The sequence below is a fragment of the Streptomyces canus genome, assembly GCF_041435015.1.
In the GTDB taxonomy this organism is placed as follows: domain Bacteria; phylum Actinomycetota; class Actinomycetes; order Streptomycetales; family Streptomycetaceae; genus Streptomyces; species Streptomyces canus_G.
Window position 1 is genome coordinate 96,347 of record NZ_CP107989.1, and the last position, 16,169, is coordinate 112,515.

11 protein-coding genes and 3 pseudogenes are annotated in these 16,169 nt (G+C 69.1%); 6 read left to right on the top strand and 8 right to left on the bottom strand.

Going from position 1 to position 16,169, the window contains the following annotated elements; all coding sequences use genetic code 11:
• Positions 1 to 6 precede the first annotated feature (6 nt).
• The 5 genes and pseudogenes from OG841_RS00490 to OG841_RS00510 form a co-directional block, all read right to left on the bottom strand.
• Positions 7 to 1,311, bottom strand: coding sequence for a hypothetical protein (locus tag OG841_RS00490; protein ID WP_371562449.1), 1,305 nt, complete (start codon positions 1,309 to 1,311; stop codon positions 7 to 9).
• A 37-nt stretch (positions 1,312 to 1,348) separates the two neighbouring features.
• Positions 1,349 to 1,889: pseudogene (locus OG841_RS00495) on the bottom strand (transposase); the annotation flags it as partial.
• Between the two features lie 251 nt (positions 1,890 to 2,140).
• Positions 2,141 to 3,745, bottom strand: coding sequence for a carboxylesterase/lipase family protein (locus tag OG841_RS00500; protein WP_371562452.1), 1,605 nt, complete (start codon positions 3,743 to 3,745; stop codon positions 2,141 to 2,143).
• A 139-nt stretch (positions 3,746 to 3,884) separates the two neighbouring features.
• The gene (locus tag OG841_RS00505; protein WP_371562456.1) at positions 3,885 to 6,293 is read right to left on the bottom strand and encodes a glycoside hydrolase family 3 C-terminal domain-containing protein; all 2,409 of its coding nucleotides are present in this window, start codon (positions 6,291 to 6,293) and stop codon (positions 3,885 to 3,887) included.
• A gap of 76 nt (positions 6,294 to 6,369) precedes the next feature.
• Entirely contained in the window at positions 6,370 to 6,519 is a 150-nt protein-coding gene (locus tag OG841_RS00510) for a hypothetical protein (protein WP_371562459.1), read from the bottom strand.
• 226 nt (positions 6,520 to 6,745) lie between these two features.
• Here OG841_RS00510 and OG841_RS00515 point away from each other — a divergent pair.
• A pseudogene (locus OG841_RS00515) lies at positions 6,746 to 7,114 on the top strand (chitinase); the annotation flags it as partial.
• Positions 7,115 to 7,331: 217 nt separating this feature from the next.
• Positions 7,332 to 8,430 (top strand): annotated as a pseudogene (locus OG841_RS00520) (ThuA domain-containing protein); the annotation flags it as partial.
• Positions 8,431 to 8,474: 44 nt separating this feature from the next.
• Here OG841_RS00520 and OG841_RS00525 read toward each other — a convergent pair.
• Positions 8,475 to 9,653 (bottom strand): Cmx/CmrA family chloramphenicol efflux MFS transporter, encoded by a 1,179-nt coding sequence (locus tag OG841_RS00525; RefSeq protein ID WP_371562462.1) that lies wholly within the window; start codon positions 9,651 to 9,653, stop codon positions 8,475 to 8,477.
• Positions 9,654 to 10,162: 509 nt separating this feature from the next.
• Between OG841_RS00525 and OG841_RS00530 the strand changes: the two genes are divergently transcribed.
• From OG841_RS00530 to OG841_RS00545, 4 genes are all read left to right on the top strand, one after another.
• Positions 10,163 to 10,807, top strand: a complete 645-nt coding sequence (locus tag OG841_RS00530) for an ABC transporter ATP-binding protein (protein WP_371562465.1) — start codon at positions 10,163 to 10,165, stop codon at positions 10,805 to 10,807.
• A gap of 29 nt (positions 10,808 to 10,836) precedes the next feature.
• Positions 10,837 to 11,619 (top strand): ABC transporter permease, encoded by a 783-nt coding sequence (locus OG841_RS00535; RefSeq protein WP_371562468.1) that lies wholly within the window; start codon positions 10,837 to 10,839, stop codon positions 11,617 to 11,619.
• Between the two features lie 166 nt (positions 11,620 to 11,785).
• Positions 11,786 to 12,367 (top strand): hypothetical protein, encoded by a 582-nt coding sequence (locus OG841_RS00540; protein WP_371562471.1) that lies wholly within the window; start codon positions 11,786 to 11,788, stop codon positions 12,365 to 12,367.
• Positions 12,368 to 12,372: 5 nt separating this feature from the next.
• A complete protein-coding gene (locus OG841_RS00545) occupies positions 12,373 to 13,653 on the top strand; it encodes a wax ester/triacylglycerol synthase domain-containing protein (protein ID WP_371562474.1) in 1,281 nt (426 codons plus the stop codon).
• Between the two features lie 17 nt (positions 13,654 to 13,670).
• Here OG841_RS00545 and OG841_RS00550 read toward each other — a convergent pair whose 3' ends face one another.
• On the bottom strand, positions 13,671 to 14,741 hold the full coding sequence (locus tag OG841_RS00550) for a polyprenyl synthetase family protein (protein WP_371562476.1): 1,071 nt from the start codon (positions 14,739 to 14,741) through the stop codon (positions 13,671 to 13,673).
• Between the two features lie 87 nt (positions 14,742 to 14,828).
• Positions 14,829 to 15,905 carry a polyprenyl synthetase family protein gene (locus OG841_RS00555; RefSeq protein WP_371562479.1) on the bottom strand — a complete coding sequence of 359 codons (1,077 nt, stop codon included), beginning with the start codon at positions 15,903 to 15,905 and terminating at the stop codon, positions 14,829 to 14,831.
• Positions 15,906 to 16,169: the final 264 nt, after the last annotated feature.

Below are 16,169 nucleotides of genomic sequence, written 5' to 3' on the forward strand. Positions count from 1 at the left end.
CTGCGCTCAGTCCGCCCAGGTCTGCGGGGCGATGTAGTAGCCCTCCTCGTCCACGATGACCTGCACGCTGCCGCCGCTGTGGTTGTAGACACCGATCATCAGGCCGGGGTCGGCGACCGACACCAGGTTCGGCACGGTCGCGCCCGCCGTGAAATTCAGGTTGGAGACGTTCGGCACCGTCTGCTCGTTGGGGTAGACGGTGAGGAACCCGTTCTTCTGCGGCTGTGTCGCGGTCACGTTGAGCACCGCGCCGACCGGCAGGGGGCAGCTGGTACTGCAGGTCTGGTACCAGTGGGGGTAGAAGCTGATGCTGCTGTCCGCCGGGACGGGCGCCTTGGGGACGCCCGTGCCGTAGCGGGTGTCGACGATGCGGGCCGGCCCGTCGGGGACGTAGGACTGGTTCGCTCCGGAGACAGCGGAGCCGAAGTAGCCTTCCAGGTCGGCGACGACCTGGACTGTGCCGCCGCTGCCGTTGAAGATGTCGACCTTGCCACCGGCGACGGGTACGAGGGCCAGGTTGGCGGCCGTCTGGCCGGCGGTGAAGTTGAGGTTCGACACTCCTGGTACGGCGCCCGCGTGGGGGTAGGCGGTGAGGTAGCCGTGATCGGTCGGCCGGGTGACGGTCAGGTTGAGTACCGCGGCCGTGGCATCTGCCGGCAGGCGCCCGGACAGAATGAGGGCCAGGGTGCCGTGGGCGGCGATCGGTCCCGCCGAGGAGGCGCCGAGACCGGAACGGGTATCCAGGACGCGGGCCGGAGAGACGGGCTTGAAGCCGGAACCGCCTCGTCCGTAGAAGCCCTGAAGGTCCGTCAGGAGGTGAACGGTGCCGCTGCTGCCGTTGTGGAACACCACTCCCCCGCCGTCCACCGGCACCGTCACCAGGTTCGGGACCGTCTGTCCGGCCGTGAAGTTCAGGTTCGAAGCCGTCGGAACGCTTGCGCCGTTGTCGGGGTAGACCGTCACATGTCCGCCGGCAGTCGGCTGCGTCACCGTGACGTTGGCGACGACGGCGCTGATGTCGGCGGCGGGGATGCCGGCGACGCTCGGGATGGGCAGGACGAGGTCGGCTCCGGCCGCGACGGGGGTCGTGGTCGTCACCCCGATGGAGTGCCTGGTGTCAAGGAGCCGTACGGGCGGGACCGGCGTGTAGTCGGCGCCGACAACGACATGCCTGGCGGTCTCGTCGTAGGGGCCGCCCCTCGGGTCGTACCGGTCGATCTCGTGATCGCCCGCCCGGTGGAAGGTATAGGTGAACGCACCGTCCGTGTCGACGGGGAGCGCGGTGGCGTCGTCGAAGACGTACGAATACACGCGGTCTATCGGGCCGTTGGCCGTCCAGGTGGGGGTGGGGGCGGTCGTGGTGACGGTGACCTGAAGCGGGTTCGGCGACCCGACCGGGCCGAACCGTGAAGCCTCCGCCGGTCTCCGGGCCCACCACCTCCACCGCGCCCCGGTCGTGGTAGCCGGACGCCGCGTTGGGCACCAACGGGTCGTCCTCGCGACTCCGGTCCACGGGGCTCGGACCTGTGTGTTCGCCCCCTTTTTTTAGCCCGAACGTGGGCGGTGTCGAGGACGACGCGGGTGACGTCGATGAGGCCGGCGTCGTCGAGGCGGTGCAGCACGGCTTCGTGCAGGCGGCCCCAGACGCCGGCTCTCGACCAGATCAGGAATCTGCGGTGGGCGGTCGACTTCGATATCCCGAAGCAGGGCGGCAGTTGGCGCCAGGCGCAGCCGCTGACCAGGACGTAGACGATGGCCGCGAACAGCGTCTCATCGGGCGTGTCCTGCGTTCCGCCACCCTGGGGCCGCACTCTCGACGGCGGGATCAGCGGCTTCGCGATCTCCCACAACCCGTCCGCAACAATCCAACTCCACGTACCCCGCCCCAATACCGAGGTCAACGACGCCTCACCACGTAGGAAACGCCCTCTCAGGCTCAGTTCCCGGTTCGATCCGCCGGGACACAATGGACCGGCGCGCGGACCGACGTCGTGGAGACCACGACCGTCAGCCTCGCAGGGTCTTTGTCGGGTGGTTCCTGTCCCGTGGTCCCTCAGTGGTTCCTCTGTGGTTCCTGCTCCTTGAGCAGGGACGGGGACTGGCACGGTGGCTGATGCTCCGTTTCCAGTCCCCGGCCTACTCAGGAGTGTTGTGTGCCCGGCATCGTCTCCCAGAACGCGCACTGGTGTTCCGTCGAGTACCGGTCGTCGTCGATCAGGGCACTCCTGCCCCCCGCCCGCAGCGCCAGCATCAGGCCCTTGCCGCTGTGATAGCCGGGCCAGATCGTCTGCCCGGCGACGGCCGGCCGGCCGGTCTTCGTGAACGCGCCCCAGTACCGCGTCATCTCGCGGGCGAGCCGGCGCTCGTCGGCGTTGAACAGCGGGGCGATGGGTGTGCCGTTGTTGAAGCTGGGCCAGATGTAGGCGAGTTCCGCGGCGTGGCCGGCCCCCCATACGTAGCCGGGGATCTGCGTCAGGCCAGGCCCGGTCCGGTGGTCGAACTCGTACGCATAGGTGGGGGTGTACCTCTCGAGGGTCCGGGCGAGCGAGCGGAGTCCGCACCCGCCGATCCCCGAGATCATCCCCGAGTCGGTCATGATCCCGCCGATGAGGTACGCCGCGGTGAACCGGTCGGACGTATCGGGCCAGGGGTAGCGGGCGAGGACCTCGTCGGCCCGGGCTCCGGCGATGCCCTGGACGAAGGCGAGGTAGGCCTCCTTGCCCGCGCCTATGTAACCCGCGGCGAAGGTGCGGCCCTCGTCACGGGTGGCGCCGACGACCACGGGCACACGGGCGAACCCCCCGCTGTCCAGCGCCTCGCCCACTCCGGTCGGGAACGTCCCAGTCCCGTCCACGAAGCCGGCCGAGAAGCTCCGGCTTGCGTCGAGGAGCGTACCCACCGAAGCTGACCGCAGACAGTCGAGGACGGCCGCCTGAGCCGTGCCGTCGCAGCCCGCCTGCCGGGCGAACGCCGTCCCGGCGGCCTCCGCCCGGGCCTGCGGTCCGCTGGTGCAGGAGCCGCTCTGGATCATGGCGCGGGCGAACAGCCCTCGCGAGCCGGGCGACACCAGATGCCCGCAGACGGACCAGCCGCCCGCGGACTCGCCGTCGATGGTGACCTCACCGGGGTCCCCGCCGAAGGCGGCGATGTTGCGCTGCACCCAGCGCAGCGCGGCCTGCTGGTCCATGAACCCGTAGTTGCCGGACTCGCCGCCCTCCTCGGTGAGGGCGGGCAGGCCGAGGAAGCCGAAGGCGCCGAGTCGGTAGTTGAGCGAGACGCCGATGACACCCGTCTCCTTGACGAGCTCCGACTCGTCGTTCTGCGAGCCGCTGCCGTTGGTCAGGCCACCGCCGTGGATGAAGACGTGCACCGGAAGGCGGGCGCCGGCCCGTATGCCCGACGGCCGCCACACGTTGACGTCGAGGCAGTCCTCGGTCTCGCTGCGTGGTCCGTTGCCGCTGGGCAGTACGGGGCAGGGATTGCCGAAGTCGGCCGCCTCCCGGACGCCGGTCCACCGCGCTGCGGGCCGCGGCGGCTTCCAGCGCAGGGAGCCGGTGGGCGCCGCCGCGTAGGGGATGCCGAGGAACCTCTCGACGCCCTTCGAGGTGGCGCCGCGCACAGCGCCCTTGTCGGTGGGCACCACGGTCGGCGCACTCGCGGAAGCCGTCGCGGGCAGCAGCCCGACGACGGCGAGGGACATGACTAACGCGCCGCCCAGGACACTGCGGATTCTGCTGACAGTCACGGATGAGAACCTCTCTGGCCGGGTGCCGGCCGCGGCGGCGCGGCCGGCCACTCTAGGTGGTTGGGGAGGGAGCCGGGCCTGGGCGGGCCCGGCATCAGACGCGGCTCGGCACCCGGTTGACAGTGCGAGCCGCGTACGGTCAGTGCGTGACGTCGACCCCGCCGTGCAGGGGGAGCGTCCGCGACGAGGAGCCGACCCACACCTCCCGGTGCCCGGTGCCGAGCACCCAGGCGTGGGAGGACGTCTTCCAGTACTTCAACTGCTGGGCGTCGACCCGGATGCGTACGGTCTTCGACTCACCGGCGCGCAGATGCACCTTCTCGTAGCCGCCGAGCGAGCGCACCGCCTGCGGCGCGGTGGTCTTCGGGCTCGCACCGACGTAGACCTGGGCGACCTCGTCGCCGTCACGGGTGCCGGTGTTCTTCAGGGTGAACGAGACGGTCACCCCGCCGTGACTCTGCCGTACCGCGAGGTCGCGGTAGGCGAAGGAGGTGTACGACAGGCCGTGACCGAAGGGGAACAGCGGGGCGGCCTTCTCCTTGTCGTACCAGCGGTAGCCCACGTAGACGCCCTCGGAGTAGTTCTCCTGGTTGTCCACTCCCGGGTACCTGAGCGGGTCGCCGGCGACCGGTGTGGCGGACTCGCTCGCGGGGAACGTCTGGGTGGTCTTGCCCGACGGGTTCACGTCGCCGTAGAGCAGCCGGGCGGTGGCCTCGGCCCCGTTTTCCCCGGGGTAGTACGTGTCGAGCACCGCCTTGACCTTGGACAGCCATGGCATGGTGACCGACGATCCTGTGTTGAGGACGACGATCGTGTTCGGGTTGGCGTCGGCGACGGCGGAGATGAGCCCGTTCTGGTCGGCCGGCAGGGAGAGGCTCTTCCGGTCGAAGCCCTCGGTACCGTCGTCGTAGGCGAAGACGATAGGGGTCTTCACCTGGCGGGCCAGGGCCACGGCCTGCTCCCGGGCGGCCCGCGCGGCCTGCGGGGTGACCCAGTTCAGCCGGATCTTGGTCGGTGCGCCCTGGATCGCGGAGGCGCCGGCCGCGATGCTGTGCGTTCCCGCCGTCAGGTGCACGTTGGCGGTGCTGGAGCCCAGGAAGCCGGTGATGACGCTCTTGCCGTCGATCTTCAGCGTGCCGTATGCCGCGGGAAGGTCGTAGACGAAGGAATAGTCGCCGTCGGCCGGCACGGTGAGGGTGCCGCTGTAGTTGAAGGAGTCGTCCGGTGTGACGGGGATCGTGCCGTCCGAGCCGACCGGCAGGGCGGGGTTGAGGGCCGTCGCGGGAATGGGGGCGCCGGTGTTGTCGCCGCCGGCGGCGTAGCGCACCCTGGCATTCCGGCCGGCCCGCTGCGTGATGGTGGCCAGCGGCGAGGACGCGGAGTCCGGTACGACGTAGGAGCTGCCGCCGCCGGTGACCTTCGGCGTCTTCGCCGTGGGGCCGATGAGTCCGATGCTGGTGTCCTTGCCGGTCAGCGGAAGGGCCTTGCTGGTGTTCTTCAGCAGGACGGAGCCGGACTCGGCCACCTTCTGCGCGATCTGGGCGCCGCCCTTCGGGTCGCGCGCGGGCCGTCGGCCCGCGGCGCCGTCGAGGAGACCGAATTTATTCATCTGGCCCAGGATGCGGGCGACCGCGTCGTTCAGCTCCGAGACCGGAATGGTGCCGTTCGTGATCGCGGTCTTCAGTTCGTCGCCCAGAAAGACGCCGCTCGGCATCTCCTGGTCAAGGCCGTTCACGATGTCGGTCGTCGCGTGGGCCGCGCCCCAGTCCGACATGACCCAACCCTTGAAGCCCCACTGCTCTTTGAGGATCGAGTCGAGCAGTTCGTCGCTGGCACAGCCGTGCTTGCCGTTCACCGAGTTGTACGAGCACATCACCGCACCGGCGCCGGCCTTGACCGCGGCCTCGAAGGCGGGCAGCTCGATCTGACGCAGGGTCTGTTCGTCGACGTTGACGTTCACCCCCATGCGGTTGTCTTCCTGGTTGTTCTCCGCGTAGTGCTTGACGGTGGCGATCAGGCCCTGGCTCTGCACGCCCGCGATCTCGCCGGACACCATGCGGGAGCTGAGCAGCGGGTCCTCGCTGAAGGTCTCGAAGTTCCGCCCCGCGTACGGCACCCGGATGATGTTCGTCATCGGGGAGAGCAGCACGTCCTGGCCGAGCGCACGGCCGTCGTGTCCGATGACCTGGCCGAACGTACGGGCCAGCCGGTCGTCGAAGGACGAGGCGAGCGCGACCGGCGCCGGCATCGCGGTGGCGTGCGCGTTGACCCGGACGCCCGCCGGCCCGTCGGTGAGCCGCAGTTCGGGGATGCCGAGGCGAGGAACCCCGGGGATGTATCCGGCCTGGCCGAGTTTACGGGGATCGGTGCCTCCATGGACGAAGGACAACTTCTCGTCCAGCGACATCCTCGCGATGAGGGTGGCGACGCGGGGAGACGCGCTGCCGGTGCCCCGGGCGTCACCCGCGCCCGAGGCGCCGGGGGCCACGGCCGTGCCGGCGGCGAGGAGCATCGCGCTCGCTCCCGCGATCAGGCCGGAGCGGCGCAACCGGCCTTTCCTGCGACGTCGTACCGATGTCCGAGTTAACTCCATGCGGGCTCCTCTTCAACGAATGCTCGACGGTTCACATGCACTCGCCCAGATCGTCCGCGAAGCCGCCGATGAGCGCCCCCAGCACCGGAAGCAGGACCAGCGCGACCAGTACCGAGGCCCTTTGGGTCATGGTGACCAGCGGGAGGACGGCGATCGTGGCGAAGCCCAGAACTGCCGGCATGGCGGCGCTCGCTTTCTCGAGGACGGGCCCTCGGCGGCGGGGCGGAGTCGGGCAAGGGCAAGCCGAGGTGTTACGCGAGAGTTTCGAAGCACCACCGGATCGGTGTCCAGCATCAAACCGAGATCTGTCCATGCGATGAACGCATCAATCAACGCGGGCGAGCCCTGCACTCGTCGGCCATGGAGGCCACCGCCTCGCGACAACTGACGGCGTACACGGCCGTCGCGGGCTGACCGTGGACGCCTGGACGATCATGCCGTTCGACTTCGGCGGCCCGGGCCAGAACATGGGCACCCTCACCCAGCGGGCGGCCGAGGGGCTGAAGAACGCGTACGGCTACAGCGACGACGCGGCCTACCGCGCCATGGGCATCTCGTCGATGAACGGCATCACCGACGACAACGAAACCGTCACCACCACCGACTTCCAGACCATCCTCAGCTACGCACAGGCCCACCACCTGGCGCGGTTGACGTTCTGGTCCGCGAACCGTGACCGCCCCTGCCCGGGTGCCTACCCGAACGACGACACCAGCTCAGGCCTGAGCCAGAGCAACTGGCAGTTCACCAGCATCTTCGCCCGGTACACCGGCTGACGCACACACTCCGCACCCGAACCCCGACTCCCCTCACGACGGAAGCGTCCCTGCTCCGACGGAGGGGATCGCCCGGCCTCCATCCCTGCCGAGAGCGCCCATGGCGGCGGTTGCCACCAGGTGAAAAGCAACCGGCCATCAGCGAGCCGTCCGACCACGGCAGCCCACGCCCCCTGAGCAACTCCCCCTTGACCACACGGAAAGGATCGACCAGAAGATGACCACCGTCCGATCCGGCTCCACCCGCGCGCTCCTGCGGGTCCTGCTCCTGCTGGCCACGCTGCTGGGCCTCTCGGCCGTACCGCCCGTTGCGCAGGCGGGCACCGCCGCGACCCCGTTCAAGGTCCTCGCCCTTTACAGCGGCACTTACGACGCGGCGCACATCGACTTCGACAAGGAGGCGAACGTCTGGTTCCCGCAGCAGGCGTCCGCCAACGGCTTCACCTACACGGCCAGTACCAACTGGGACCTGCTCGCCAACGGCGGGGTCAACTCCTACCAAGTCGTCCTGTTTCTGGGCGATCTGCCGCATAGGTCCGCCCAACGTTCGGGTTTCGAGGCGTACATGAGGGGTGGGGGCGGCTTCATGGGCTTCCATGTCTCGGCGTTCACGACCGACGCGGCAAGTTGGTCCTGGTACCACAACACATTCCTGGGGTCAGGCGACTTCGCGTCCAACACCTGGGGGCCGACCGCGGTGACCCTGAAGGTGGAGGACCACACGAGCCCGGCCACCGTGAACCTGCCGGCCACATTCACCTCGTCGGTCAGCGAGTGGTACAGCTGGTCCAAGGACCTGCGGCAGAACCCGGACATCAAGATCCTGGCATCGATCGACCCCAGCAGTTTCCCGGTCGGCACCGACCCCAACCAGTCCTGGTACAGCGGCTATTACCCGACCCTGTGGACCAACACGAAGTACAAGATGCTGTACGCGAACTTCGGCCACAACGCGATGAACTACGCGACCAACACGCGGCTCTCGTCGACGTTCGCGAGCGCGATGCAGAACCGGTTCCTGCTTGACGGGCTCAAGTGGCTGGGCGGAGGCGGCACCACGACGCCACCGACCGGCGACCAGATCTCCGAGACGGCCTGGTACACCGTTCAGAACGGGCGGCAACGGCACGTGCGTGGACGCCCGTTCGGCAGCCACAACGAACGGGACGGCAATCCAGCGGTACGCCTGCAACGGCACGACCGCGCAGGAGCACCAGTTCCGGAGCAAGGACGCCGGGTACATGCAGCTGACCACCCGCGGCAACCCCGCGCAGGCGATCGACGTGCGCGACCGGACGAGTGCGGCAGCGCTCCCCGAGCCTTCGCCCTCCTTTGATGTTCCAGGGGGCGTTCGCGTGTGTCACCGGGGCACCTCGGTGCTCCGGCCGGCCGTGATGGCGGTGAGGAGGGGGAACGCGATGAGCAGCGCGACCGCGACGAGGAGTCCGCTCGCCCAGAGCGGCCCGAGGGTCCCGGCTTCGGTGCTGAGGCTGGCCGCAGCGATGACGGGGCCGACGGCGGCGCCCACGTTGAGCGCCGCGGTCGCATACGAGCCGGCCATGGTGGGGGCTCCCGCGGCCTCGTAGAGGACCCGCGTAATCAGCGTGCTGCCCAGCGCGAACGACAACGCGCCCTGCACGAACACGAGGATGAACAGGGCGACCGGCATGTTGGCCAGCATCGCCAGGGCCGGCCAGCCGATGAGCAGCAGCGGGCCGCCGACTGCGAGGACCGGACCGGGACGCCGGTCGGACAGCCGGCCGGCGACGGTGACGCCCACGAAGGAACCGGCACCGAAGAGCACCAGAGCGACAGAGATCCACAACTCCCCCAGCCCGGCGCTGGCGGTCACCACGGGAGCGAGGAAGGTGAGGCTTGCGAAAGTTGCCGCGTTCACCAGTGCGCCAAGCAGCATCACCAGGATCAATGGCTGGCTTGTGAGCTGGGCGAGCTCCGCTCGCAACGCCGGCCTGCCAGTCGCCCCATCCTCATCACGTCCTGCTGGGATTGCCTTCAGGATGCGGAGAGCCGCCGGCAGGCAGAGAGCGGCGACGGCCCAGAATGTGGTGCGCCAGCCGAGCAACGTGCCGAGCACCGATCCGCCAGGGACACCGGCGATCGTGGCCACCGTCGTGCCTGACAGCAGTACCGCCAGCGCGCGTCCCTTCTTTTCCGGTGAGACCAGCGTGGCGGTAGCCGTCAGCGCGACGGCAAGGAATCCTGCGTTCGCGAGCGCGGCGACGACTCGGGTGGTGAACAGGATGGGGAAGCTGGTGGTGACGGCGCCCACGGCGTGTGCTGCCGCGAAAGTGAGGATGAACCCGAAAAGGCTGGAGCGCTTGGGCCACGTGCGGGCAAGCGCGGCCACAAGGGGAGCGCCGACGATCATGCCGACCGCGAAGGCCGAGCTGAGTGTGCCGGCTGTCGCTACTGGGACATCGAGGTCTGAGGCGATGTCCGGCAGGAGGCCGGCGAGCATGAATTCCGAGGTGCCCATGGCGAAGACGGCCATGGCGAGCAGGTACAGCGGGAGAGGCATCGAGTGGCTCCGAGGTGAGGAGAGGCACGAGAAGGTCATCTCGTCACCGCGGCCAGCCCCAAGGCACACTCGCCCGGCCGCAGAATGCGGCGCGACGTCAGGGCTTACGAGCTCAGTGGTTCAGGGGGCTGACGGCGTGACCGAAAGCCCCCACCTTGTCTGACTCAGGACTCGACATGGCCCGCACGGTACCCGACCGATGCCCGCCGAAGCACCTTGGTTTCACTGACAGCGGCCTGTGTCACCAACGGGCCATGGCGCTGCCCGATGCGACTCCCAGGTTCGGCCCATCACGCCCCCTTCGAACGCACTCAGTCAGCACCGATGCGACGTGTATCCATTCGTGTCCTGTGGGATGTCGTGATCGTTGCAGGACTGGGTTTGGTCCGGGCATCACCGGACCTTGAGTGAGCTGTCGGACCGTTGGAAACCGAGAAGTGACTGCATTCGGTCGGACAGCGGCCTCGAGAACAGCTGGGCCAGGGGAGCGCAACTTTGTGGAGGGTGCGATGGTGAGCTCGCGTGACCCGGTGCTGCGGGTGCGAGGTGTGCGGAAGGGCTACCGGCAGCGTCCTGTCCTGCGCGGAGTGTCGCTTGACCTTCTTGCGGGTCAACTGGCGGGCATCGTCGGTGAGAACGGCGCCGGCAAGAGCACGCTGCTGCGCATCCTGGCCGGAGATCTCGGCGCTGACAGTGGCGAAGTGGAGCGGGCTGGCCTGTTGGGCAGTTGCCCGCAGGACACCGTGCTCCACCAGGCTCTTACCGTCGAGCAGCACTTGCAGTTCTTCCAGAGCGCCTACGGCATCAGCAGCCTGACCAGGGCCTTCGAGTTGTTGGAGCGGTTGAACTTCAGCGACTACCGACACGATCGGGTGGCCGCGCTCAGCGGCGGCACACGCCAGAAACTCAACCTGGTTCTTGCCCTGATGCACGACCCTCAGGTGCTGCTCCTGGACGAGCCGTATCAGGGCTTCGACTGGGAGACCTACCTGCGGTTCTGGGATTTGGCAGCCGACTTGCGGGACCGGGGCTGCGCGGTACTGGTGGTCTCCCACCTTGCCTACGACGCCTCCCGCCTGGACACCCTGTACCGCCTTGAGGCCGGCGTACTGCAGGAGACGGAACAGACCGAAGTGGGGATGGCGCCGGTATGACGCGGTGGTGGTCCTGTTTCCGTACGGCCGTGCGGTTCGCGCTGATCGAGCAGGCGCGGAACCGGCTGGCGCTGCTCATCGTGGTCTTGTTCGTGCCGCTGTGGACCACGCTGGCGTTCACGGTGGTGGCGTCTGCCCCCTTGCGGTTTCGGATCCGTCCGGTCGGCCGCACGGTGGTCCTGGACGGCAACATCCTGCTCCAGATCAACGGTGCGCTGCAGGCCCTGTCGCTGGTCATCGCGTTCATGATGTTCGTCGCCACGGTCCGCTCCGCGCCGTTCGATCAGCGCCTGGTGCGTGCCGGCTTTCCCCGGTCGGGTCTCGCGCTCGCCAAGTGCAGTGCGCTCCTTCTGGTCGCGGCCGTGGTCGCTGCCTACACCACCGTCTGGATGCACTTGTTCTGGCGCCCTGAGCAGCCCCTGGTGCTCGCCGTGGGCATGTTCAGCGGCGCCGTGGTCTACGGCGGAATCGGGATGGTGCTGGCGGCCGTGGTGCGCAGCGAGCTGGCCGGCATGTTCCTCGCCATCATGATCAGTTCTATTGATCTGGTGCTGCAGAACCCGCTGATCAACCCGGACGCGGACAGTCTCGTGGTGCGTTTGCTGCCGGCCTACGCAGCCGTGCAGACCTCGGTGGCGGCCGCCGGTCTGCAGGTGGTGCCGGCCAGTTGCCTCCTGCTGGGGGGAGGCTGGGCGCTGGGCATGGCCGCGCTGGGCATCGCCGCCTTCGCCGCCCGGACCCGCACCCGCGTCCCGCGCGCGGGGGCCACAGCACCGTCGACGGGCGTCGAGCAGGCTGCGCCGGTGTCGTGACCGAACCGCTGCGAATGTCGTTTGGACGGCGAACGCCACGTACGGCGACGGCGTGATCATTCGAGGGACGGGGGCTTTCAGGGTGCCGGACAACGAGGCTGCGGCTGCTTCACCGGTCGCATCAGCCGCGCCGCCCGGCCAAGGGAGCCTGGCGGTGCAGGAGGCGGTGCCTCGAACGGAGGCGCGCTGGGCGTGGCTGCTCAGCGACGGCGGCGAGCCCCGGAACTGGATGCTCCTCCTGGCCCCGCTGCTGGGCTGGCACGCCGAGGGATGGGCCGGCATCGGCTGGGGCGTGGTCGCGGCGGTGTTCACCGCGGTACTGCCCACGCTGATCCTTCGGTTCGGCGAGCACCGCCAGTACTGGGGAGACCGGCATGTGCGCCGTCGGCAAGACCGCATCGTGGCGGCCCCAGGGGTGATGGCCTCGGTCTTCACCGGCACCACACTGCTGTATGAGCTGGATGCTCCCGTCGAGGTGACGGCCCTGGTGACGGCTATGCTCACCGTTCTCCTCGCCCTCCTGGTGATCACCTTCTTCTGGAAGGTGTCGGTGCACTCCGCCGTCGCCTCCGGCGCCCTCACCATCCTCGCCACGGTCTTCGGCCCCTGGTTGCTCGTGCTGGCTCCCGTGGTGGTGCTGATCGGCTGCTCCCGCGTCCGGCTGCGCTGCCACACCGCCGGCCAGGTCGGCGTCGGGTTCCTCATCGGCGCGGCCGTCAGCTCACCCGTCTTCGACCTCGTGAGGTGATGGGCATGAACCCATTCCCGGCTCCCAGCCCCGCCGATCTCGTCCTGGTCAAGGCTGAACAGCTTGCGGAGCATCCGGACGCCAACGCGAGGATCGGGGCAGTACTGCACCTGAGCGGCGCCGTGCCCGATCTCGCCGGCCTGCGCGAGTACGTCACCGCCCGTCTCGACGACCTGCCCTGTCTGACGCACGTCCTGGCCGGCAACGGACCGACCGCACAGTGGAAGCCGGCCGACCCGGACATGACCTGGCACATCCGCGCCCAACACGTCGGCGGCGATCCGCAGGCTCTCGAGGCGGCAGTGTGTCTCGCGCTGAGAGCGCCGTGGCCGGAGGAATCCCCGGCCTGGCGCATGACCCTGCTGCACGGTCACGTGCCCGACGGGTCTGCTCTGCTCTATCTCAGCCACCACGCCATTCAGGACGGCGCCAACATCGTCGCGGTAATGGAGGCGCTGTTCGGTCCGCGCCCGCTGCCCGACCAACTCCCCGCGCCCGCCCGGGACGCCTCCCGGACCCCACGGGCCGGCCTGCGCCAAACCGCCCGCAGCACCCTGACCCTGCTGCGGCACGCGCGCCGGCATCGCGTGTGGCAATCCGCCTCGCACCCGCTGTCGAGCCGCCGCCACCTGCTGTGGGCCCAGGCACCCTCCGCCGGTCTGCGCGCCGCTGCCCGCGCCGGCGGGGCCAGCATCAACGACGTCTACCTCACCACTGTGGTCCACGCGATCACCCAGTGGGCCAAGGATGCCTGGCCCCGCGCCACCGGCACGGCGATCCCTGTGATGGTCCCCGTCAACGTGCGCGCGCCCGACGAAGTCGCGGTGCCCGGCAACCGACTGTTCCTGACCCGGATCGATCTGCCCGGCGGCACCATGCCGGTGCACCGGCGCCTGGCACGCACGCGGGCCGTCACCTCTGTGCTGAAGTCCGCCGGACACAAGACGGTGCTGAGAGCGGCCCTCACTCGGCTTCCCCGGAGGCTGCTCCAGCTCCTCGTGGACGCGAGCACCGTCCCGGGCCGGCTCACCATCTGCGCCTCCTACCTCGTGGTACGCCATCCTCTGCACTACCGGGAGGCGGCGGTGCACCGCATCGACCCCATCATGTGCTGCCCGCCCGGCGTCCCCCTGGCCGTCGTGGCGACGACGTACGAAGACACCACCAGCGTCTCCTTCCGCATCGACACCGCCCTTCCCGGCGCCGACAGCATTCCCGAACGCTGGCGCCAGGCCGTCACGGAGCTGACGCACTCGACCCCGCCACCCCAAGGCAGTACCCCATAGGCGCCTGAACGGGCCGGTCACCTGGTGCGGTTGACGCTCCACAGCGGCAACTGCTCGAAGAAGGTGACCGCCTCCTCCCTCCACCGTGACCGCCAGCCGGCAGCCACCGCAGACGCCTGCAGCGCGTGGCGGTGCATGTCGGTTCTCAGTCGGTCCGCTACACCGCAGCGTTCGCCGATCTCCCGGACGGCGGCGATGGTCTCCGGCGGGCAGGACGGATTGCCGAGTGCGGCCTCCACCACGCGACGCTCGGCGTCCCCGCCGGCGGCCAGCAGGGCGCTGACCGTGTAGCTGTGCTTGCCGTCGCGGATGTCGGTGCCGGTCGGCTTGCCCATGACGGACGAGTCCCCGAACAGATCCAGGTAGTCGTCGCGCATCTGTCCGCAGATCCCCACTAGCCGCGCGTACTCCCGCAGCTCCTTCTCGAAGAGCGCCGGCTGCTCGCCTGCGGCCATGAGCCCGAGCTGCAGGGGCGCGAGAATCGAGTAGCGGGCGGACTTGTAGTCGGCCACGCTGTGCAGGACCTCCTCGTCCGGCGCGGCGGCGAAGTCGCGTTCCAGGTCGACGATCTGGCCCACGAACGTGTCGGCCGCGGCCCGCGTCTGCACTTCGACCATGGCCTGCCGCACCGCCACGGGCACCCTCGCCTCCATCAGCGCCCGCAGCGACAGGGCGAGGGCGAGGTCCCCCGCGAGCACGGTCAAGCCAAGTGCCGCCTGCGGCCGGCCGGGAAACCGCTCACGGTAGGCGTAGTAGGTGGACTGGCCGCCGCGGCGGGTGGGGCTGTCGTCGATGAGATCGTCGTGCACCAGGGCGTGGGTCTGCAGCAGCTCGATACTCAGCGCCGCAGCCTCTAGTCCCTCCAACGGTTCGTCCGTCACCAGACGCGCCGCCTCATGCAGCAAAACGACCCGCATCCGCTTCCCGCCCCGCAAGGACAACTCCCGCAGCAACCGCAGGCACTCCGGGGTAAAGCGGCTGAACGACGGCGCATCCAGCCGGTCGCTCAAGGTGTCGAAGTACTCCGCGAAGAGCGTGTGGAACCAGCGCTCATATCCGGCGACACGATCGAGAACCTGCTCGGTCATCACGAGATCTTCCTGCTCGGGGGTCGGGTGACACTGCTGTAGACGTGGCTGACGTTCGGTGTCCTGGGGCTGCGGTCGCAGCACGGGTCAGGAGGTGTACTGGGTGGCCTTGACCGCCAGGCCACGCAGAGCACGATCCGCGGACTGCGGGAAGCCGGCCCCGTCCAGGACACGCAGGACGTGTTCGTAGCGGGAAGCGATCATCCGCTCGGTCTCCTGTCGTGCACCCGTCGCGAGCAGGAGGTCCCGGATCTCCGCCGCGTCACGCTCCTGGAGGTCGGCACGGCCCACCAGCTGGCCAAGCCGCTTCCGCTGGACCGGGTCAGCGTTCTGCAGGGCCAGGGCCAGCAGCACAGTCCGCTTGCCCTCCCGCAGGTCACTCAGGCCCGGAGCGCATGCGCCGTCCGGGCTGCCGAAGACGTCCAGCAGGTCATCCCGCAGCTGGAACGCCTCCCCCAGCGGCAAGCCCAGCCGGGTGAAGACCTCCATCGTGGCCTCGTCGGCCCCGGCGACGGCAGCCCCCAGTTGCAGGGGCCGCTCGATCGTCGCGGTGGCGGTCTTGTAGCGGATGATCCGCAAGGCGGCCTCGACGTCATCAGCACCATGGCTGCTACCCATGACGTCCAGGTACTGCCCGTACATCACCTCCTCCAGCATCGCGTCATACAGCCCATGGAGCAGCCGCTGCCGGCCGGACTCGATCGGGGTGGTGTGCAGCAGTTCCTGCGCCCACATCAGGGCCAGGTTGCCCACCAGCAACGCGCCGCCCGCACCCAGCCGCGCGGCCCGCTCGCCAGCTCCCAGCCGGGCACGCATCACGCGGTGGACCGCGGGTCGGCCGCGGCGGCTGGCCGAGTCGTCCATGATGTCGTCGTGGATGAGTGCGAAGGCCACGAACAACTCCAGCGACGCCGCCACCCGCACCGCCGACGCCGCATCACCATGGCCACCGGCGGCGTGCCAGCCCACCACGCACAACAGCGCCCGGATCCGCTTCCCGCCGGCTGTCAGGAAGTCGCGTACGGTCTGCACCACCTCCGGCGGAAGCCCCCGGCCAGCCCCCGCACGAGCCTTCTCGGCCAAGAAGTTCTCAAGCACTCCATCGACTTGGCGCCGCACCGCAGGCAGATCGATAGCTCGCGCGTCGACCACGCCCGGCGTCACGACTCACCACTCCCCACCAGGGGGGCCAGCCTCACGAGAACGAACAATAATGCGCGATAGCTGCCCCCTGGCTCAGGGCTCCGACGACAACGGAGGCCACTGACCGGCCGCGTCACCGATTTGGTCTGCATGATCCTTCCAACGATCCACACCGCTGAACAGCACGCGCGACGTGGTCACCGCCCTGACTTCGCGACCATCGGCGGGATCTACGGCCTGCACGGGTGATGGCCAACTTCCAGATCGACGACAACGTCAACCGGA